The 19,885-nt window shown below is 59.1% G+C and carries 19 protein-coding genes and 1 pseudogene; 2 read left to right on the top strand and 18 right to left on the bottom strand.

What is annotated here, in order from left to right; translation table 11 throughout:
- Positions 1–2: 2 nt before the first annotated feature.
- From fabF to V7747_RS03310, 7 genes are all read right to left on the bottom strand, one after another.
- Positions 3–1,244, bottom strand: a complete 1,242-nt coding sequence (gene fabF, locus V7747_RS03340; RefSeq protein WP_335614640.1) for a beta-ketoacyl-ACP synthase II — start codon at positions 1,242–1,244, stop codon at positions 3–5.
- A 202-nt stretch (positions 1,245–1,446) separates the two neighbouring features.
- Positions 1,447–1,683 carry an acyl carrier protein gene (gene acpP, locus V7747_RS03335; protein WP_335614639.1) on the bottom strand — a complete coding sequence of 79 codons (237 nt, stop codon included), beginning with the start codon at positions 1,681–1,683 and terminating at the stop codon, positions 1,447–1,449.
- Positions 1,684–1,860: 177 nt separating this feature from the next.
- Complete coding sequence (fabG, locus tag V7747_RS03330) at positions 1,861–2,604, bottom strand: 3-oxoacyl-ACP reductase FabG (protein ID WP_335614638.1); 744 nt, start codon at positions 2,602–2,604, stop codon at positions 1,861–1,863.
- A gap of 10 nt (positions 2,605–2,614) precedes the next feature.
- On the bottom strand, positions 2,615–3,553 hold the full coding sequence (gene fabD / locus V7747_RS03325; RefSeq protein ID WP_335614637.1) for an ACP S-malonyltransferase: 939 nt from the start codon (positions 3,551–3,553) through the stop codon (positions 2,615–2,617).
- 95 nt (positions 3,554–3,648) lie between these two features.
- Complete coding sequence (gene plsX, locus V7747_RS03320) at positions 3,649–4,659, bottom strand: phosphate acyltransferase PlsX (protein WP_335614636.1); 1,011 nt, start codon at positions 4,657–4,659, stop codon at positions 3,649–3,651.
- A gap of 3 nt (positions 4,660–4,662) precedes the next feature.
- A complete protein-coding gene (gene rpmF / locus V7747_RS03315) occupies positions 4,663–4,845 on the bottom strand; it encodes a 50S ribosomal protein L32 (protein WP_065335934.1) in 183 nt (60 codons plus the stop codon).
- A 19-nt stretch (positions 4,846–4,864) separates the two neighbouring features.
- Positions 4,865–5,299 (bottom strand): YceD family protein, encoded by a 435-nt coding sequence (locus V7747_RS03310; RefSeq protein WP_335614635.1) that lies wholly within the window; start codon positions 5,297–5,299, stop codon positions 4,865–4,867.
- Between the two features lie 219 nt (positions 5,300–5,518).
- On the opposite strand from V7747_RS03310, the gene V7747_RS03305 reads away from it, so the two are divergent.
- Complete coding sequence (locus V7747_RS03305) at positions 5,519–6,097, top strand: Maf family protein (RefSeq protein ID WP_335614634.1); 579 nt, start codon at positions 5,519–5,521, stop codon at positions 6,095–6,097.
- 11 nt (positions 6,098–6,108) lie between these two features.
- Here V7747_RS03305 and sppA read toward each other — a convergent pair whose 3' ends face one another.
- The 3 genes from sppA to rluC are packed head-to-tail and all read right to left on the bottom strand — an operon-like array spanning position 6,109 to position 8,751.
- Positions 6,109–7,077 (bottom strand): signal peptide peptidase SppA, encoded by a 969-nt coding sequence (gene sppA / locus V7747_RS03300; protein ID WP_335614889.1) that lies wholly within the window; start codon positions 7,075–7,077, stop codon positions 6,109–6,111.
- 29 nt (positions 7,078–7,106) lie between these two features.
- On the bottom strand, positions 7,107–7,799 hold the full coding sequence (locus V7747_RS03295) for an HAD-IA family hydrolase (protein WP_335614633.1): 693 nt from the start codon (positions 7,797–7,799) through the stop codon (positions 7,107–7,109).
- Positions 7,792–8,751, bottom strand: coding sequence for a 23S rRNA pseudouridine(955/2504/2580) synthase RluC (rluC, locus tag V7747_RS03290; protein WP_335614632.1), 960 nt, complete (start codon positions 8,749–8,751; stop codon positions 7,792–7,794). Before rluC ends, V7747_RS03295 begins: the two co-directional genes overlap by 8 nt.
- A gap of 696 nt (positions 8,752–9,447) precedes the next feature.
- Here rluC and rne point away from each other — a divergent pair.
- A pseudogene (gene rne, locus V7747_RS03285) lies at positions 9,448–11,691 on the top strand (ribonuclease E); the annotation flags it as partial.
- A gap of 1,168 nt (positions 11,692–12,859) precedes the next feature.
- On the opposite strand, the gene murB reads toward rne, so the two are convergent.
- The 8 genes from murB to V7747_RS03245 form a co-directional block, all read right to left on the bottom strand.
- The gene (gene murB / locus V7747_RS03280; RefSeq protein WP_335614630.1) at positions 12,860–13,891 is read right to left on the bottom strand and encodes a UDP-N-acetylmuramate dehydrogenase; all 1,032 of its coding nucleotides are present in this window, start codon (positions 13,889–13,891) and stop codon (positions 12,860–12,862) included.
- Positions 13,888–14,364: a low molecular weight protein-tyrosine-phosphatase gene (locus V7747_RS03275; RefSeq protein ID WP_335614629.1), complete on the bottom strand. Its 477-nt coding sequence runs from the start codon at positions 14,362–14,364 to the stop codon at positions 13,888–13,890. The genes murB and V7747_RS03275 overlap by 4 nt, the downstream gene beginning before the upstream one ends.
- The gene (gene kdsB / locus V7747_RS03270) at positions 14,361–15,119 is read right to left on the bottom strand and encodes a 3-deoxy-manno-octulosonate cytidylyltransferase (protein WP_335614628.1); all 759 of its coding nucleotides are present in this window, start codon (positions 15,117–15,119) and stop codon (positions 14,361–14,363) included. Before kdsB ends, V7747_RS03275 begins: the two co-directional genes overlap by 4 nt.
- A 4-nt stretch (positions 15,120–15,123) precedes the next feature.
- Positions 15,124–15,309, bottom strand: coding sequence for a Trm112 family protein (locus tag V7747_RS03265; protein WP_335614627.1), 186 nt, complete (start codon positions 15,307–15,309; stop codon positions 15,124–15,126).
- A 4-nt stretch (positions 15,310–15,313) separates the two neighbouring features.
- Positions 15,314–16,345, bottom strand: coding sequence for a tetraacyldisaccharide 4'-kinase (gene lpxK / locus V7747_RS03260; RefSeq protein ID WP_335614626.1), 1,032 nt, complete (start codon positions 16,343–16,345; stop codon positions 15,314–15,316).
- Between the two features lie 73 nt (positions 16,346–16,418).
- Positions 16,419–16,853 (bottom strand): ExbD/TolR family protein, encoded by a 435-nt coding sequence (locus V7747_RS03255; RefSeq protein ID WP_335614625.1) that lies wholly within the window; start codon positions 16,851–16,853, stop codon positions 16,419–16,421.
- 2 nt (positions 16,854–16,855) lie between these two features.
- Positions 16,856–17,539: a MotA/TolQ/ExbB proton channel family protein gene (locus tag V7747_RS03250; protein ID WP_335614624.1), complete on the bottom strand. Its 684-nt coding sequence runs from the start codon at positions 17,537–17,539 to the stop codon at positions 16,856–16,858.
- An 80-nt stretch (positions 17,540–17,619) separates the two neighbouring features.
- The gene (locus V7747_RS03245; RefSeq protein WP_335614623.1) at positions 17,620–19,869 is read right to left on the bottom strand and encodes a DNA internalization-related competence protein ComEC/Rec2; all 2,250 of its coding nucleotides are present in this window, start codon (positions 19,867–19,869) and stop codon (positions 17,620–17,622) included.
- Positions 19,870–19,885: the final 16 nt, after the last annotated feature.

Below are 19,885 nucleotides of genomic sequence, written 5' to 3'. Positions count from 1 at the left end.
CCTCATTCACAACGACGGAAAACCAGGCTACCGTTGGTACCACCAAATCCGAACGAGTTGGACAGCGTCACATTGAGGGCGCGCTGCTGCGAACTATGGGCAACATAGTTAAGGTCACAGCCTTCATCCGGGTTATCCAGATTGATGGTCGGTGGCGCCACCTGATCCCGCAGCGCCAATACACTGAACACCGCTTCCACGGCGCCGGCAGCACCCAGAAGGTGGCCGGTCATGGACTTGGTCGAACTGATCGCCAGCTCCTGCGCATGCGCGCCAAACACGGTTTTCACCGCGCGAGTTTCGGCCAGATCGCCGGCCGGTGTAGAGGTGCCGTGCGCATTGATGTAATCCACTTCGTCAGGATTCAGGCCGGCGTCCTTGAGCGCGTTGGCCATGCACTTGGCTCCGCCCCGGCCGTCTTCTGGCGGCGCGGTCATGTGATATGCGTCACCGCTCATGCCGAAGCCAACCAGCTCGGCGTAGATGTTCGCGCCGCGCGCTTTGGCGTGCTCGTATTCCTCAAGCACCATGGCGCCAGCACCATCGGACAGCACAAAGCCGTCTCGGTCTTTATCCCAAGGGCGACTGGCGCCTTGCGGGTCATCATTACGCGTGCTCATGGCGCGCGCAGCGCTGAAGCCGCCGAGCCCCAAGCCACTGGTAGCCATCTCAGAACCACCGGCGACCATCACATCTGCTTCACCGTAGGCAATATTGCGAGCAGCCATGCCAATGCTGTGCGTGCCAGTGGTGCAAGCCGTGGTCATCGCATAATTAGGGCCCTGCAGACCATATTGTATCGAGAGATACCCGGCGACCATGTTGATGATCGAGCCGGGCACGAAAAAAGGAGAGATACGGCGCGGCCCGCTGTTCAGCAGTTGTTCGCAGTTTTTTTCGATATTGGTGAGACCACCAATGCCCGATCCCATAACCACACCGATGCGGTCACGGTTTTCATCAGACACTTCGATACCAGAGTCCTGGATCGACTGAATACAGGCAGCCAAGCCGTATTGAATGAACAAATCGAGCTTACGCGCCTCTTTCGCGGCCATGTACAACTCGACGTCAAAGTCACGAATGGATCCGCCAATACGCGTATTGAAGGCACTGACATCCATGTGCTCGATGGTGGCGATACCACTTTTGCCAGCCAAGGCGGCCTGCCAACTGCTTTCTACCGTATTACCCAAGGGTGACAGCATACCCAGACCGGTTACCACGACGCGTCTGCGCGACACAGCGAACTCCTTATTCAACTCTTATAGCAACGGCAGCCAGACACAGCCCCTGCCGCGAACCTGCCATATTGTCGGCGCAAATGCGCCGACCAGCAATACGCCAGAGCGCCCTCAGCGTATCAGCATGCTTCAGACATACAAAAAAGCCGCAGTTACTTGAGAGCACTGCGGCTTTTTTGGGACCTTTCAGCAGACTACGTGATTACTTCTGGTTTGCGTTCACGTAGTTGATTGCTTCCTGGACGGTAGTGATTTTCTCGGCTTCTTCATCCGGAATCTCGGTCTCGAATTCTTCTTCGAGCGCCATTACCAGCTCCACGGTGTCCAGGGAGTCAGCGCCAAGATCTTCAACAAAAGAAGCGCTGTTGGTCACTTCTTCTTCTTTGACGCCGAGCTGTTCGGCAACGATTTTCTTGACGCGTTCTTCGATGGTACTCATACCTTGTTCTCACTCCTATTTGCAGTTCCGAGAAGCCGGACTGCGGGTAGTTTATAGAAACAAATTGCTTGGTTTCAAGCGCGAATCGCTTCTATCGTAAAGGGTGCAAAGCCTGCAGGGCCTGTACCCGGCAAAAAGTCATGCAAAAACATCAGTCTAGCCAGATGGAAAACCACCTCAGCTCATATACATGCCGCCATTTACCGGCAGCGTTGCGCCGGTGATGTAGCCTGCCGACTCGCTGGCAAGAAAGCCTACCGCCGCTGCAATTTCATCTGCCTGACCCAAACGACCAAGCGGAATCTGCTCCAGCATCACGTCACGCTGGCTGTCATTAAGCGCACGCGTCATGTCTGTGTCAATAAAACCTGGTGCTACGGCGTTCACAGTAATGGCACGAGAGCCAACTTCTCGCGCCAGCGCGCGAGTAAAACCTTCCATGCCGGCCTTTGCTGCAGCATAGTTGGACTGGCCCGCGTTCCCCATACCACCGACCACTGAGCTGATGTTGATGATACGCCCCCAACGCCCCTTGGTCATGCCTCGCAGCACGGCCTTGGACAAGCGGTAGACTGAACCCAGGTTGGTATTCAGCACATCATCCCACTCATTATCCTTCATGCGCATAAGCAGATTATCGGCGGTAATCCCTGCATTATTGACCAGGATCGCCGGCGCACCATAGGCTTCGGTAATGCTGCCCAGCACCGCGGCAACCGACTCAGGATCACGCACATCCAACCTCATGCCTGTACCCTGATAACCCGCTTCAGCGAGCTTGTCGGCAATCGCCTGCGCACCCTGATCACTAGTCGCCGTTCCCACTACGATGGCACCTTGCGCAGCCAGGGTGTGAGCAATCGCCTGACCTATGCCGCGGCTGGCACCGGTAACCAAGGCTACTTTTCCTGCAAGACTCATATCAAATTCCTTATGCAAAGTGTTCGCTGGCAGCGGCAAAACCCGCAACGCTATCCAGACTGTGATTGGCAACAGACTTGGCACAACGCTTGTTCAGGCCACCCAGCACCTTGCCCGGGCCACACTCAACCAGGTCAGTAACGCCCTGCTCAGCCATGTAAACCACAGTCTCAACCCAGCGAACCGGGCTGTAAAGTTGCTCGACGAGCAACTGCCGCAGGTCTGCAATGTCGGACGCGGGGCGCGCACTGACATTTTGTACCAGCGTAATGGCAGGCACCTGCCAATGAATAGCAGCAAAGTCAGCTGACAGTTGTTCTGCCGCTCTCTGCATAAGGGCGCAGTGGGACGGCACGCTGACCGGCAAGGCAATGGCTCGCTTGGCGCCCGCGGACTTGCAGGCATCAATGGCACGCGTCACGGCTGCAGCCTGGCCAGCAATAACCACCTGACCCGGGGCATTGAAGTTAACCGCACTGACGACCTCACCCTGCGAGGCAGCAGCGCACAGCTCGATAATCTGCTCGTCTTCCAGCCCCAGTATCGCAGCCATGGCGCCCTGCCCTTCCGGCACGGCTTGCTGCATCAACTGACCACGACGTTCGACCAACCGCACTGCATCGGCAAAACTCAACACCTCAGCCGCCACCAGCGCCGAGTACTCACCCAAACTGTGGCCGGCCACAAAGCCGGGGCGCACGGAACTGGTTTGACACCACAACCGCCAGAGCGCTACTGAGGCAGTCAAGATGGCCGGTTGCGTGCGGTCCGTGCGATTCAGATCCGCTTCCGGACCATTCTGGGACAATGCCCACAGGTCATACCCCAGCGCATCAGAAGCTTCACTGAAGGTTTCCTTGATAACGGCGTGCTGCTCAGCCAGCTCACCCAGCATGCCAACAGCTTGCGAGCCCTGACCAGGGAATACAAAGCCAAGGGAATTAGTCATACCATCTTCCTGTTATCGAATGAATGAGCAGAGTCTAGACACATGAGTGTGACAATGGAATTTGGATGCACCGCGCACCACCGAGGTCACAGACCTCATCGCGCCACCCGCAGCTGATCGGCAATACGTGCCGGCAGATTGGACTGGCAGGCCTTAACCGCTTTGCCTATGGCCGCCAGGATCGCCTCTTCACCCGCGCCACCATGACTCTTGATGACCACGGAGCGCAACCCCAGCAGACTCGCGCCATTATGGCGATCAGGATCATTGCGTTGCCGCATGGGCCTGAGCGAGCGCCGAACCCAAGGCGACATCCAGCGCAGCAGCCGACTAGCCTGCATGGCATCACGCATTTCCGACTGCAGATAGCCAGCAACACCTTCGCTCGCCTTGAGCAGGACATTACCAACAAAGCCGTCACAAACCACCACGTCGGCTTCACCGCGGAACAGACCATCACCCTCGACATGCCCAACGTAGTTAAGGCGTTCGCTGGCGGCCAACAAGGCTGCTGCGGCGCGCACCTCGCGCGTCCCTTTATTCACCTCGTGCCCGATGTTCAGCAAACCGACTCGAGGACTAGGGTTGGCGGTCAGCTCAGTAACCGCTGCAGACCCCATAAGCGCAAATTCGAGCAACTGTTCGGCCGAACAGTCGACATTCGCCCCCAGGTCCAGCACATGACAGTCATGCCCAGCGACCGGCAGCGCCGCCATGATGGCTGGTCGCTGCACGCCCTCAAGCATGCCCACGATGGACCGCGCCAACACCATCAAGGCGCCCGTATTGCCCGCGCTCAGACAGCCGTCTGCGTGCCCATCGCGCACCAGCTGCAAGGCGACGCGCATGGAGGCGTCTGGCTTGCCACGCAATACACGAGCAGGCGGATCCTCGGCCAGAATTTGCTCACTGGCAGGATGCAGGGTCACTTGCTCGAGGGGAAACCGGGCAGCAGAAAGCAGCGGCTTGATAGCATCCGCAGAGCCAACCAGAATCAAATGCAGGGAGGGATAAAGCGTAAGACTGCGAAGCGCAGCGGGGATAATGCAACGGGGACCGAAGTCCCCGCCCATCACATCAATCGCTAGGCGAATTGACGTGGACAAAACTTATTCGTCGTTGTCCTTGTTTACAACCTGACGACCACGGTAGAAACCGTCAGGAGAAACGTGGTGACGAAGATGAGTTTCGCCAGTGGTCTTGTCTACTGACAAGGCAGCGGAGGACAACGCATCGTGTGAACGACGCATGCCGCGTGCGGAACGGGACTTTTTGTTCTGCTGAACAGCCATGACTAATAAGCTCCTAAGCTCAGGTATCGCGTTTTAACTTGGCCAGCACGCTGAAAGGATTAGGCTTCTCAGACTTTTCCTCCAGCTCCGCCGTCTCAGGGCGATACCCTGGCGGATGCTGACATGTTTCCTGCGGGTGCATCGGAACTGCAGGCAAGGCCAGAAGCAGTTCGTCTTCGATCAGAGAAATCAGATCGAGCGGTTCTTCACCCACAATAACCGGTTCATAAAGACGGGGCAGCTGTTTGGCAGCCTCATCACTTTCGACAAAACCTACATCACACTCGCTGTCGAGCAGTACAACAACCTGCTCGAGGCAGCGCTGACAGATCAGCGGCGCATTGGTCTGATAGTGACCATGCATGGTGCCGATCCCCTGCTCGTCGCGGGAGAAGTGCAGTTCAACCTGCACATCATCTGCGGGAGCCGCCAACACCGCCGCCAAACGCTGCATGCTATCCGCCTTCACCACGCCTTTCAGGGTGATTTGGCGATCAACAAGCCGTGCCGGCTCAATGTATGAGGGTATGGTTCCAGACATAAGCGCGCAATTCTAGGGATCAGCGCCCCATCTGTCAAAACTATTTGCAGGCGCAATCACTACTGACGGTCGACTCGCCAATCTCGACAGACCAGCGCTAAGATGCCGCCTACGCAAACACGGAGAAACCCCATGCCCCGACTCATCCTGGCATCCAGCTCCAGCTACCGCAAAGCCCTGCTGCAACGACTGCACCTCCCCTTCGAGAGCGCATCACCCGACATTGATGAAACAGCCCTTGACGGCGAGACACCAGAACAACTGACGCAACGCCTCGCACTACAGAAGGCGCAAAGCCTGCAACAGACCTTCCCCAACCATCTGATAATCGGCTCGGACCAGGTGGTATTACTGGACGGCCAGCCGGTAAGCAAACCCGGCAGTCACCGCGAAGCGTTTAGACAACTCAGAGCAAGCAGCGGCCAGACCCTGACCTTCTCGACCGCACTCTGCCTGCTGAATAGCGCCAGCGGCCAACACCAGCTCATCGTAGAACCCTACAGCGTGACATTCCGGGCACTTGATGACGCGCAGATCGAGCGCTATCTGACACGCGAAAAACCCTACGACTGCGCTGGCAGCTTCAAATCAGAGGGCTTTGGCATCAGCCTGATACACCGCATGCAGGGCGACGACCCCAACAGCCTGATCGGCCTGCCACTGATCAGGCTGTGCGACATGCTCGCCAACGAGGGCATCCACCTTCCCTGAACCAGAATACCTCAGCGCAAAGCTGGTCCAGAGAAGCCCAGCTCGGTCGCCAACGCAGCACCCATGCTGGCACCCAACTGGCGAGTAAAGCGCTTGAAGGGTGACTCCTGATGCGTGAAATCAACCAGCTCTTCGGCACCAACCACATCCCGCGCCACCGCAGAAGTGCTCGACAACCCATCGATCAAGCCCAAATCCAGCGCCTGCTCACCCGACCAGATCAAACCGCTGAACATATCTGGCGTCTCTTTCAGGCGATCACCCCGCCCCGCCCTGACCTGACTAATGAACTGCTGATGCGTTGTATTCAGCACGCCCTGCCAGAACTCACGCTCCTCCGGCTTTTCAGGCTGGAACGGGTCGAGGAATGCTTTATGCTCACCAGCCGTGTATGTACGACGCTCTACACCCAACTTGTCCATAGTGCCGACAAAACCAAAACCGGCAGCAGTGACACCAATAGAGCCCACCAAGCTGGCCTTGTCGGCATATATCTCGTCTGCCGCAGCAGCAATGTAGTAGGCACCTGAAGCACCCAAATCGGTAATCACGGCGTAAACTTTGATATCAGGATGCAGCGCGCGCAGCCGCTTTATCTCGTCATAAACGTAGCCCGACTGCACCGGACTGCCGCCCGGACTATTGATCCGCAACACCACACCCTTGGTATTGGCGTCCTCAAAGGCATCACGCAGCGCACCCACCAAGTTATCTGCGCTGGCCTCTTCCTGATCCGCGATCATGCCGCGCAATTCGATCACCGCCGTATGCGGCCCGCCGACGCTGCTCGACTCCATCTGTGCCAGCGGCGAAAACAGCAGGATGGCACCAAATAGATAAACAAAGGTCAGGGCTTTGAAAAAGATGCCCCAGCGCCGCGAGCGCTTCTGCTCCTGCAGCGATGCCAGTAGGGTTTTCTCCAGCAACTGCCAGGCCTTCTTATCCTCGGTCGCTTGCGCGCGCTCCTCCCTGGAAACCATCTTGCCTTCGGTCCATTGATCATTCTGCATCAAGCTTCCCCTATCGCCATTTTTTGATTGCTCTGACGGGGCGCTTTCAACCAGCCCGTCAACTCGACAAATTCATCAATCAGGTGCAGCGGCTTACAGCGCAACAACTGCTCACGCGACTGCGCACCGTAGGTGACGCCAACACTGCCCATGCCAGCCTGCGTCGCCATGTCCAGATCAAAGGAGCTATCACCCACCATGAGCGCACGCGACGGCGCGCCATCCAGCTGCTCGAGAATCTCTCGCAGCATTTTTGGATGAGGCTTGCTTGCAGTTTCATCTGCACAACGCGTGGCATCGAAATAACCGAGCAGGTCGTGACTGCGCAACATACGCTCCAGCCCACCACGCCCTTTACCCGTCGCCACAGCCAACCGGTAACCCTCAGCGCGCCAACCATCCAGCGCCTCGCGTACACCTGGAAACAGCAAAACCGGCTGCGTTTCCTGACTGCGGTACTGCAGGCGATAGCTGTCAACCACTGCGGAAAGTCGCCGCATATCGGTTTCAGCTGGATACAACGCCGCAACCGCTTCTGGCAACCCCAAACCTATTATCCCGCGCACGGCAGACGGCGTCGGCACAGGCATATCAACATCCTGCGCCGCTGCTCGCATGGCAGAAACGATATGACCAATCGAATCTGAAAGCGTGCCGTCCCAGTCAAAAATCAGCGTATCAAACTCACGCATCGCGCAGCCGCCGCAACGTGTTATCCCAGGCAGGGCCGGGCTGGGCTTCGACCTTCAGCTCCTGGCCGCCCGCCATCACCACACGCAATGAGCGCGCATGCAGGAACAGCCGCTTACCGCCCAACTCACGCACTTCACGGGAGAACTCATCGTCACCGTACTTGGGATCACCGGCAATCGGGTGGCCGGCGTGTTTGGCATGCACGCGAATCTGATGGGTGCGCCCCGTGATGGGTCGCGCCTCAACCAGCGTGGCTTGATCACCGAAGCGCTCAAGTACGCGAAACTCGGTGAGACACTCCTTGCCTTCAGGATCGACCTCTACCATGCGCTCGCCGGAGCGCAGATTGTTTTTCTGCAACGGCGCATGCACCTTTTTGGTAGACGCTGGCCAGCGACCGCGCACCAGGGCTTCGTAGCACTTGGTCACGCCATCGCCGCGCAGAGCTGCATGCAGATGGCGCAATACGCTACGCTTTTTGGCAATCATCAGACAGCCGGAAGTATCGCGATCCAGACGATGCACCAACTCCATCTGCGGGCAATCGGGTCGCAGCTGGCGCATCGCCTCGATAACGCCAAAATTCAGCCCACTACCGCCATGCACTGCCAGCCCGGCGGGCTTGTTGACCACAATCAAGCCCTTGTCTTCAAACAAAATACCGGCTTCCAGCGCATTGAGAATCCCCTGCCCCACCAGTGCCGGCTCGTTGGGCGCAGGCAGGCGAACCGGAGGAATGCGCAATACGTCCCCAGCCTGCAGGCGGTAGTCTGGCTTGACCCGACCCTTGTTAACGCGCACCTCACCCTTGCGCAGAATACGGTAGACCAGCGTCTTGGGCGCACCCTTGAGACGGGTAATGAGATAGTTATCTATACGCTGCCCAGCCTGATCAGCATCAATCTGATCAAACTGGACCTGGACAGGAAGTTCGCTGGGGCTGTTTTTCATCCGCGCATGATACATTTTTTCATTCAATTGAAGCACTTAAAAAATGCTGCTATAGTCCAGCGAGCTGCCGCGTTTGCAGCCGGGGAGTCCAGCCCATACAAAGCTGCCGAGCCCCAGAAACAAAGCCATACGGTCTCCGCCTACAAACGAAAACGAATGATCGGCGCGACTGATGATTGCAACACTGCCTGCCATAAGGGCAGACAGACTATTAACCCGCTCGCGGACAACACGCTGAGCGGCACCCGATTCAGATGGGTAAGTGTTTAGGTGGAGATGCACAGCTTCAGGATAATGTGACGAGCGCTGACACTTGCCATTCAATGTGTCCCCGTTACCAGTCCCGCTGATTCCTCCCTAAGGACGCCTTGCAGCAACATCCGGGCAACACGCGAAGCCGGCCAGACCGCTGATCCGCACAACCTGCGTTGACAGCCACATGACCGCTCACCCGGCAGCATAAAAGCCTGCCGCCGCACAGAACCCTCTTGTTACCGCAAGACAGTCCCCAAGCAGTTTCTCTGTGTAGATGTAACAGATAGAACTGTCGTTGACGCTGCCAACCAGCAGCCGAGCGATGTGAACTCTGCTCCCGGGCAATCAGCCCGGGCCAGAAACACACCTGACACCGAACTCATGAGTCGCAGGTGCCGTACACGTGATATCCGTTTAGCCCTGGAATCACAACGGTACTTCATGAAAAGAATGCTTATCAACGCAACTCAACCCGAAGAGTTGCGTGTCGCCCTGGTAGACGGCCAGCGCCTTTATGACCTCGACATCGAATCCGGTGCACGCGAACAGAAAAAGGCCAACATCTACAAAGGCCGCATTACCCGCGTCGAACCCAGCCTCGAAGCTGCCTTCGTCGACTTCGGCTCCGAACGCCACGGCTTTCTCCCGCTAAAAGAAATCTCCCGCGAATACTTCTCCAAACAGGTAGAAGGTCGCGTCAATATCAAGGAAGTCCTCAAGGAAGGTCAGGAAGTCATCGTTCAGGTCGACAAGGAAGAGCGTGGCAACAAGGGCGCGGCCCTGACCACCTTTATCAGCCTGGCCGGTCGTTACTTGGTACTGATGCCCAACAATCCACGCGCCGGAGGCATCTCGCGTCGCATTGAAGGCGAAGAACGCAACGAACTGCGTGAAGCACTCAACAGCCTGAACGTGCCTGCCGACATGGGCATGATCGTGCGTACTGCCGGCCTGGGCCGCAGTGCCGAAGAACTGCAATGGGATCTGGATTACCTGCTGCAACTATGGGACGCAGTAAAAGGCGCCTCCGCCGAGCGTAGCGCTCCTTTCCTGATCTATCAGGAAAGCAACGTCATCATTCGTGCCATCCGCGATTACCTGCGCCAAGACATCGGCGAAGTGCTGATCGACAGCGAAACCGTGAAAGAAGAAGCCCTCAACTTCATCAGCCAGGTAATGCCGCAGTACGCCAGCAAGGTGAAGCTGTATGAAGACAGCGTACCGCTGTTCAATCGCTTCCAGATCGAAAGCCAGATCGAAACCGCCTTCGAGCGTGAAGTAAAGCTGCCCTCCGGCGGCTCTATCGTGATCGACCATACCGAAGCTTTGGTGTCCATCGACATCAACTCGGCGCGCGCCACCAAGGGCGGCGATATCGAAGAAACAGCATTGCAGACCAATCTGGAAGCGGCTGAAGAAATCGCCCGCCAGTTGCGCCTGCGTGACATCGGCGGCCTGATCGTGATCGACTTTATCGACATGAGCCCGGCCAAGAACCAGCGCGCCGTTGAAGAGCGCGTGCGCGAAAGCCTTGAGGCTGACCGTGCCCGCGTACAGGTTGGTCGCATCTCCCGCTTCGGTCTGCTGGAAATGTCCCGCCAGCGGTTGCGTCCCTCACTCGGTGAAACCAGCGGCATCGTGTGCCCCCGCTGCAATGGCCGCGGCACCATCCGCGACGTAGAATCGCTGTCACTGTCGGTGCTGCGCCTGATCGAAGAAGAAGCCCTGAAGGAACGCACCGCCGAAGTACGCGCGCACGTGCCGGTTGCCGTCGCCACCTTCCTGCTGAATGAAAAGCGCGAAGCGCTGGCCAAGACCGAAGCACGCACCAAGATTCGCATTCTGATTCTGCCTACCCCGCACATGGATACCCCGCATTTCGAAGTGCAGCGCCTGCGTGATGATCATGAATCAGTGCTGAACCACGAAAGCAGCTTCACCATGAGCAGCGAAATCGAAGCCGAAGAGCCAACCCCGGTCAGCCAGACGCGCGCCATCGTACGCCAGGAAGCCGCCGTAAAGGCGCTCTCCCCTGCCCGCCCGGCCCCCACACCGCCAGCGCCAGCGCCAGTGGAGGCCGTCCAGGCCGCCCAACCCAATCTGTTCAAAGGCTTGATCAAATCCCTTGTTGGCCTGTTTGCGCATGACGAAAGCAGCAGCGAGCCCGCCAAGGACGCCGAGCCAGCCTCAGCGCCCAAGCGCCCAGCACGCGACAGCAGCAACCGTAACAGTGATGAGCGCCGCAATAATCGCAATCGTCGCCAGCGCGGTGAGCGCAACGAGCGCAACAACAAGGGCGAACGCAACGATGGCGATCGCAAGCAGCAGACTCCACGCAATGAGCGCAGCAACAGCAGCGAGACGCCAGCAGAAAAGCCGGTCGAAGCAGCCCAGGGTCAAACCAGCTCACGTCGTCGCCGTCGCCCAGCCGATGCCGAGCAGCGCAGCAACCGTGACGATGATAACCAGGCCGCCCGTCAGCAGCCTCGCGAGCGTCGTCCGCAGCAGCGTCAAAACGAGCAGGAGCAGCAGGCTGAAGAAGTCAGCGTGAACGCCAGCACCGCTGAAGAGACCCAGGATAATGCAGCCGAGGGCAACGAAGGCGAGCGTCCGAAGCGCCGCTCACGCAGCAGCCAGCGTCGCCGCAATAACCGCCGTCGCCCGCAACAAGAGAACACCGGTAACGAGTCAGCAGAAACCGGCGATAGCCAGGACGCGAACACCGGCGAGCAACAGGAAACCAAGGTGGCCCCTGTCGCAGCTGCAGTCGCCAGTACTGACGCAGCGCCCGCAGAATCAGCCGCCGCGCCAACCGCCCCGACGTCCGACGCCAACTTGGCAGACGTTAAAGCACCGGTTGAAGCAGGCCTGAACGAGGCAGCCAGCAAGGTTGAAGCTTCGATGGAAGATGCAGTGGAGGCTTTCAGCCAGGCGCAACCGGTTGAGAAAGCCAGCGACGAAGCCGCAAGCTCAGAAGCTGTCGCCGAGACTGACGAAGCGGCTCCCGCGCAACGCCCGGCCCGCCGTCCACGTCAGGAGCGTCGTCGCCCGGCCGCTACCGCCGAAGCCCAGCCACAGGTTGCAGAGGCAGAGTCCACAGAGCAGCCAGCAGTTGCGGAAAACAGCGAACCTGCAACCGAAGCCGAGGCACAAACGCCAGTCGCAGCCAGCGAACCAAAGTCAGCGGAAACCACCACTGAGCTCGCAGCCGAGAGCAAGCCTGTTGCGAACACAGAGGTGCAGCAACCAGCAGTCGAAGCTGCCGCTGAGCCAGCAGCGATCGAAGCTGTCGAATCTGCGAGCAAGGCTGCAACCGAGCCCACGCCAGAGGTTGCGCCGGAGCCCGCCGCCAAGTCAGACAACAGCATTCCAGCCTTGACTGAAAGCGGTCGCGCCTACAACGATCCACGTGAGATACGTCGTCGCCAGCTCGAAGCCAAGCGTAAAGCGGAGGAAGCTGCGCAGCAGCCAGCCGAAGCCGCGCAACCTGACGTGCCAGCTACCGAGGCCAAGCCGGAAGCACCGGTAGCAGCCAGCGTAACCGCCGAGTCAAGCGAGGCTGCTGAAGAGGTCGTGAGCGCTCAAGCAAAACCGGACGATCAGCCAAAGCAGGCTGATATGCTGGAAAGCTCCGAGCAGGAAACCACAGCAGAGGCCAAGCCAAGCAACGACGGTAGCGAACCTGAGAAGGCTGAGCAAAGCACCGCCAAAGCTGAAGACGATGCCGAGCAAGCTGCGACAGAGAAGCAGCAAGAGAAAGAAAGCGATACCAACCGCCCCTAAGGGGCGGTACAAAAAAAGGGGATGCTTAGGCATCCCCTTTTTTTGTACCTGGCATAAGGCAGCTTCAGTTTCAGGCTGACACTTCACCCATTAGCGGCGGCTCCTGCTCAAGCTCCACACCAAAACGCTGGCGCACATCGGCAGCAATCTCCGCGGCCAACGCCAATATGTCTGCGCCACGCGCATTCCCGTAATTCACCAGCACCAGCGCCTGCTCTGCATGTACGCCCACATCGCCACGTCGTACGCCCTTCCAACCCGCCTGATCAATCAACCAGCCTGCAGCCAACTTGCATTCCCCCTGCGGCTGCGGGAAATGCGGCATCTGTGGATAGCCGAGAAGTAATGCATCGGCTGCAGCCTGGGGCACCAGCGGATTCTTGAAGAAACTACCGGCGTTGGGCAGCCGTACAGGATCCGGCAGCTTGCTGCGCCGGATAGCGCAAACCAGCTCACTGACCACGCGCGAGTCGGGCTGCTGCAAACCGGTTTCTTGCCACGCAACAGCCAACGGCGCGTAGCTCACGTTGATATAGGGGCGAGGCGACAGTTTGAAGCGCACTCGCAAGATGACGTAACGCCCGGGGTCGTGCTTGAACAGACTGTCGCGGTAGTCAAACCGACAGTCGGCGGCGTACAGGCATTTGACCTCCCCCGTGAGGCGATCCAGAGCATCCAGACTGCAAAACAGATCCCTGACTTCAACACCGTAAGCGCCAATATTCTGCACCGGTGCAGCCCCTACCGTACCCGGAATCAGCGACAGGTTTTCCAGCCCACTAAGCCCCAAGTCCAACGTCCAGCGAACAAAGTCGTGCCAGTTTTCACCAGCTGCAGCTTCAACCACTACGCTCTCTGAGCAGCGCGACAGCACGCGCCGACCGCGAGTACGCATCAATAGCACAAGACCCCGCACAGGTCCGGCCAGTACCAGATTGCTACCGCCACCGATCAGAGTCACTGGCCAGCTACTGCGCTGCGCCAGTGCCAGCGCAGCATGTAGATCGCTCTCGCTTTCGATGCACAGCAGGCGTTCTGCGCGCTCACTCAGCGCCAGCGTATTGAATGGCCGCAAATCGACCTGCGTTTGCAGCTGACTCATCTTGCCACCGAGGCGTCCAGCCAGGCATCCGCGGCTGTTTCAAGCATGTCCAGTACCTGTTCAAAGCCCTGCTCGCCACCGAAATAGGGATCCGGCACCTCCTGCGGCAACTCGGGAGCAATGCTCATGAACAGCCGAATTCGGCTGCGTGCAGTCGCCGGCGCGCGCGCCAGCAGGTTATCCAGATTACTTTGATCCATCGCCAGAATCAGATCGAATTCGGCGAAGTCGCTATCGCGCACGGCCCTTGCTCGCTGCTTCGAGAGATCGTAACCACGTTTGCGCGCAGCTGCTGTGGCCCGGCGATCCGGCGCCTCGCCTTCGTGATAGCCGCCGGTGCCGGCAGAATCAACCTGATAGCGGCTCTGCAGACCACGCTCCTGCAAGCGTGCCTCGAATACGCCTTGCGCACTGGGCGAGCGGCAGATATTGCCAAGGCAGACAAACAGGACCCGCGTTACGCTCTGGTTCATGCTTGCTCCAGCAATGCTCGCACACGCTCCAGGTCGGCCTGGGTATCCACGCCGGCAGGCAGCGTTGTACAGGCGTCGGCAACATGAATACGCACGCCGAACCACAGGGCACGCAACTGCTCCAGCGACTCTGCAGCCTCAAGCGGGCTTGCCGGCCAGGTGACGTAATCGTGCAGAAAGCCAACCTTGTAGGCATAAATACCGATGTGACGACGGAATGGAATGCCCGCGGGCAACGCGGCAGGGCCATTGGCAAAAGCGTCGCGACACCAGGGCATGGGCGCGCGACTGAAATACAGCGCAAAACCTTGCTGATCGCAGACTACTTTTACCGCGTTCGGGTTGAACAATGACTCACTATCGTCTATCGGCTCAGCCAGGGTGGCCATGCCGGCTTCAGGATGCATCAGCAAGCTGCCGGCTACCTGATCAATCACCGCAGGCGGAATCAGCGGCTCGTCACCTTGTACATTCACCACACAGGCATCATCAGCCAGCCCCAGCTTGCTGACCACTTCCTGCAGCCGATCCGTGCCGGAGGGATGGTCTTCGCGGGTCAACACCACGTCGGCGCCGAAGGCTTCGCAAGCGGCCACAATCCGCGAATCGTCGGTGGCGACGGTGACGGATATGGCGCCACTCTTACGTGCCTGCTCCCACACATGTTGCACCATGGGCTTGCCGGCAATCAGCTGCAGCGGCTTGCCAGGCAGGCGGGTTGAGGCGTAACGAGCAGGAATAATGACGTGAAACATAGGTTCAGCGGTCCAGTTTTTCGTCGGCGTCCAGCGCTCGGGCTTCGGTTTCCAGCATTACCGGGATGCCATCACGCACCGGATAGGCCAGACCATCTGCGCGGCACCAAAGCTCGCTCTTGTCCGCGTTCAGCACCAGCGGGCCTTTGCACAGCGGGCAGGCCAGTACATCTAACAGCTTTGGATCCATTGGTTTACTCCTGAATGGGTGGATACGGGGCGGAAGCAGTGGGCAAGGTGGCGAGCAAGGCAATAGCGAACGCATCGCTCAGCTCAGCCTCCACACTCAGATACCACCAGTTGTCCTGCGCCAGCGGTCGGCACTTCACTGCATCCTTCTCGGTCATTATGACCAACTTGTCTTTGGGTAAGTCGCTCAGCGACTCGGGTGAATAACTTGCGTGATCAGCAAAAACACGCGGCACATAATGAAAGCCGCACACTTCAAGCGTACGAAAAAAACGTTCCGGATTACCGATACCAGCCAGCGCTACTACCTCACGCTCGCCCTGCCACAGATCCAGCGGCACCTGCTTGCCACTGCGCAGGTGTATCAGGCTGGTGGGCCGTAACTGCATGGCAAAACGGCCGTCCTGATCCTGCACAGCACCGTTGCTGACCAGCAGATCTACCGAAGCCAAACGCTCGGGCGGCTCGCGCAACGGCCCCTCCGGCAAGCAGCGTGCGTTACCCAAGCCGCGCTGCGCATCAAGCATCACCAGTTCGACCGTACGCCCCAGCGCATAGTGCTGCAGACCATCATCGCTGATGATCAGATCAATATCGCCGTCGGCCAGCAGCGCTCGTGCCGCGGCCGGGCGGTCGGGATCTATCACCACCGGAATCTGAGCGCGCTGGGCGATCAACAACGGCTCATCGCCACTGTGCTGAGCATCGCCGGCAGCGTCGACGCGCCAGGGCAAGCTGGGCGGCGTGCCGCCGTAACCACGGCTAATCACACCCACGCGATAGCCATGCCCCCGCAGAAACGCGGCCAGCCAAAGCACCATTGGGGTCTTGCCGGTGCCGCCCAGCGTGATATTGCCAACCACAATCAAGGGAACCGGTGGTCGCCATTGTGGCGCCTGACCGTTCAGATAACGCTGCCGACGACGCTGCACCAACAGGCGATACAGTGCCGATAACGGGCGCAAGAGAACCAGCCAGCGGGCCTTGCCGTACCAGGCCCGCAACAGGCCTTGTTCAAGGCGTTGCTGCCACTTCATGACCAGGTGGCCATTGCCTGCCTGAGAATGGAGCACTGCAACAATCGCGCAACAACGCCCTTGGAAAAAGCATTCACTGCTGCTCGCTCGCTCCGATTTCGCTGGTGGTCAGGCGTAAACGACTGAAACCCAGCTGCCCCGCCGCATCCATCGCGGTAATCACGTACTGGTGCGGGGTTTGCGCGTCGGCGGTGATCACCACCGGCAACATATTGTCACCGCCGGATTCTTTCTGCAGCGCCGCCTTGAGATTGCTCAGGTTCGGATTCAACAGCGCTTTCTCGTTCAACGCCATCTCGCCGGTAGCAGAAATGGTGAGCTCCAGCTGTTGGATATTGCGACTCTCTACCCGCTCGCCGGAGACGGCTTGGGGCAAGTCCAGCTTCAGCTGGGTTTCGCGGGTAAACGTGGTGGAAACCATGAAGAAAATCAGCAGCAAGAACACCACATCAATCAGCGGTGTCAGGTTGACACTGACTTCCTCCGTTCTTTGCCGGCGAAAGTTCACGGTCAGACCCCCTTGCCGGCTGCCGCCGCTGCCGGAGCACGCTTGCTGTTGCCGTTCTCCTTGCTGCCATTGAACTCGACATCACGGTTGCCCTGCACTACCTCTACCAGCTTGGTGGCTTCCTGCTCCATGGCGATGACCAGTTCGTCCACACGACGCACGAAGAAGCGATGGAAGAAAACCGCCGGGATCGCCACGGTCAGACCCGCTGCTGTAGTGATCAGCGCCTTGGAGATACCACCGGCCAAAACGCCGGTGTTACCCGTGCCCTGAACCATAATGGCGCTGAACACGTCGATCATGCCAATAACCGTGCCCAGCAGGCCCAGCAGCGGAGTGATGGCGGCGATGGTGCCGAGCGTATTGAGATAACGCTCCAGCTCGTGCACTACCTTGCCGGCAGCCTCCTGGATGCACTCTTTCATGATGTCACGGCCGTGGCGCGAATTGGCCAGGCCGGCAGCGAGAATTTCGCCCAGCGGAGAATCGGCTCTGAGGGTTTTCAGTTTGACCGCATCGAGCTGGCCTTCCTTGACCCAGCGCCAGACCTGTCCAAGCAGGTTGTCCGGTGCCACGCGACTACTGCGCAACGCCCACAAACGCTCAATAACAATAGCCACGGCAATAACAGATGACAGAATGATCGGCAGCATCAGCCAGCCACCGGAACTGATCAATTCCCACACAAGCGATCCCTCCCCAAAATGGTTATTTACTCTAGCACAGACATCCCGCTGAAACGCCCTGTAACAGCAGTGCCCGCACCTTATTGTTCGTGCCAGAAACGCCGCACCTTCTCGCGCCAATGCCAACTGAGTTCAGGCTCGGCCTGACCACCCAGACGAAAGCGCACAGCGCCGGAGCCGGCAGTATAAACCGGTTCTACCGCCAGTTCCCGATATCGTGCCACAACCTTGGGGTGCGGATGCCCATAGCGATTGTTTGCTCCGGCACTGAAGACCACCCAACGGGGCGCCACCTGACGAATAAAGGCATAGGACGACGAACTGCCGCTGCCATGATGCGGTGCAAGGAGCACGCTGGCGTGACGCAGCGCCGGCAGCAGTTGATACTCACCTGCCTGCCGGATATCGCCTGGCAACAACACACTGCCCTGGTCCGTGGTGATCTGCAGCACACAGGAGCGGTCATTGGCCGCCGCCGCTTGCAGCGTGTTCGATAACACCTCAAAGCTGACGGCATCCCAAATCCAATGCTGCGGGCGACAAGGCTCCGCAGCCAGGTCAGGGGCCAGTCTATCCGGCTCCCCACTGATCACACGGTCGACCGGGAGGCGCTGGTGTATCGCCAACGCTCCACCGGCATGGTCATTGTCTGCATGGCTGATCAACAGCATGTCCAGCCGGCTAACCCCGCTGGCCAGCAGCGCCGGCAACACACCGGCCTCACCCAGGTCAAAGCCGCTAGACAGCCTTGCCCCCGCGTCGTACAGCAGATCGTGCTCTGCAGTCTGTACATGGATTGCCAACCCCTGCCCCACATCCAGCACTGTCACTTGCAGCTGCCCGTGTTCCGGACGCTGAAAATCAGGGAGCAGCAGAGGCAGCAGACACAAACCGGCGGGCAACCACAGCAAACGCGTCAACGGGCTGAGCAACATCAGGCTGCCAGCCAACGCACATAGCCAACCCCACCAGCCGGGAAACGCAAAATGCAGCAGCGGACTAAAACCTGCAACCCAGGCCAGCGCATCAAACAACAGCGATAAAGCAACGGCTGCGTACTGCAAAAACAACGGCCAGCCGGTCAATAGCTCCACCAATGCGCCAAGCAGCGCCAGCGGTAGCACGAGCAAACTGAGACAAGGGATCGCCACCAGGTTGACCAGCAATGCCGACGCGCTGCTCGGCATACCCCACAACACCAGCCAAGGCCATAATCCCAGATACACCACCCACTGAGCGCTACCCCAGCGCGCCCAGACGCTATGCCTAGCCAAACGCCCACTGAGACCAAAAATCAGCACACCCACCGCCATGAACGACAACCAAAACCCGGCACGCAGCGGCGCGGCAGGATTCAGCGCGACCACGACCACCAGCGCCGTCAGCCAGATCAGCGACGGGCTGGGCTTACGCTGCCAGAGCTGCACGCAACAGACCAAGGCGCACATCAGCAATGCGCGTTGCACCGGCACCCCGAGCCCAGACAGAACGGCGTAGGCGGCTGCCGCAGCGAGCGCCACCGGCGCAGAGAGCCACAGCTGCGGCCATGCCCAGGCGAACCGCCCCCAGCGCAGCAGTTGACGGGTAAGCCAGAACACCGTCAGTGCGAGCATGCCCACATGCAGCCCTGAGATCACCATCAAATGACTGGTGCCGGTGGCCTGCAACACGTCCCAGTCAGCATCACGCAAACTCGACTTATCCCCCAACAGCAGTGCCAACAGCCGCTGCCCATCAGGTACTGGCGCCAGAGCCAGCGAGAAACGCGCGCGCAACGCCTCACGCCAGGACGAACTCTCAGAAAGCGACAAACGCTTCCCGCCGCGGACACTTCCCACGCCCCCGGTGCCCGAGGCATACAACCAGGCCTCGTAGTCAAAACTGCCCGGATTACTAAGCCCTCGGGGACGCCGTAAACGCGTCTCGAAAGACCAAAGTTCGCCGGCGGCTACCGGCTCACCACCCCACCAATGCAAGCGCAGATCCGGCAACGGTACGGCACTACCCTGGCGCCGTACCGACTCCAGCTGAAAACGCCAACCCGTCTCGGTCTGTTCCGGCAGCCCGGCAATACGCCCCTCCAGCTGCACCGTATGGCCGTTCAACGCTTGATCCAGGCGCTGCGCCATTGCCAAATGGTGAAAAATCAAAGCCCAAGCCAGCCCGCACAGCAAGCAACACAGTCCGCGACCTGCCAATGGCAGGCGCCAAAGCAGCAGCGCGGCTGACAGCAGCGGCACCAACCACCAGAGTAAAGGGAGTTGTGATAAACACAGGGGTAACAGCAAGCCTGCAAGCAGGCTGACCAGCAACAGACGCAGATCGCTCAAGCAAACATCCTGTAAT

Source organism: Halopseudomonas sp., from assembly GCF_036960865.1.
GTDB lineage: Bacteria > Pseudomonadota > Gammaproteobacteria > Pseudomonadales > Pseudomonadaceae > Halopseudomonas.
This window is presented reverse-complemented; position numbering and strand designations above follow the sequence as displayed.

Coding starts and splice junctions, on each gene's coding strand:
- acpP (WP_335614639.1), bottom strand. CDS start 1,683: ATGAGTACCATCGAAGAACGCGTCAAGAAAATCGTTGCCGAACAGCTC.
- fabG (WP_335614638.1), bottom strand. CDS start 2,604: ATGAGTCTTGCAGGAAAAGTAGCCTTGGTTACCGGTGCCAGCCGCGGC.
- fabD (WP_335614637.1), bottom strand. CDS start 3,553: ATGACTAATTCCCTTGGCTTTGTATTCCCTGGTCAGGGCTCGCAAGCT.
- rpmF (WP_065335934.1), bottom strand. CDS start 4,845: ATGGCTGTTCAGCAGAACAAAAAGTCCCGTTCCGCACGCGGCATGCGT.
- V7747_RS03310 (WP_335614635.1), bottom strand. CDS start 5,299: ATGCAGCGTTTGGCGGCGGTGTTGGCGGCTCCCGCAGATGATGTGCAG.
- V7747_RS03305 (WP_335614634.1), top strand. CDS start 5,519: ATGCCCCGACTCATCCTGGCATCCAGCTCCAGCTACCGCAAAGCCCTG.
- sppA (WP_335614889.1), bottom strand. CDS start 7,077: ATGGTTTCCAGGGAGGAGCGCGCGCAAGCGACCGAGGATAAGAAGGCC.
- V7747_RS03295 (WP_335614633.1), bottom strand. CDS start 7,799: ATGCGTGAGTTTGATACGCTGATTTTTGACTGGGACGGCACGCTTTCA.
- rluC (WP_335614632.1), bottom strand. CDS start 8,751: ATGAAAAACAGCCCCAGCGAACTTCCTGTCCAGGTCCAGTTTGATCAG.
- murB (WP_335614630.1), bottom strand. CDS start 13,891: ATGAGTCAGCTGCAAACGCAGGTCGATTTGCGGCCATTCAATACGCTG.
- V7747_RS03275 (WP_335614629.1), bottom strand. CDS start 14,364: ATGAACCAGAGCGTAACGCGGGTCCTGTTTGTCTGCCTTGGCAATATC.
- kdsB (WP_335614628.1), bottom strand. CDS start 15,119: ATGTTTCACGTCATTATTCCTGCTCGTTACGCCTCAACCCGCCTGCCT.
- V7747_RS03265 (WP_335614627.1), bottom strand. CDS start 15,309: ATGGATCCAAAGCTGTTAGATGTACTGGCCTGCCCGCTGTGCAAAGGC.
- lpxK (WP_335614626.1), bottom strand. CDS start 16,345: ATGAAGTGGCAGCAACGCCTTGAACAAGGCCTGTTGCGGGCCTGGTAC.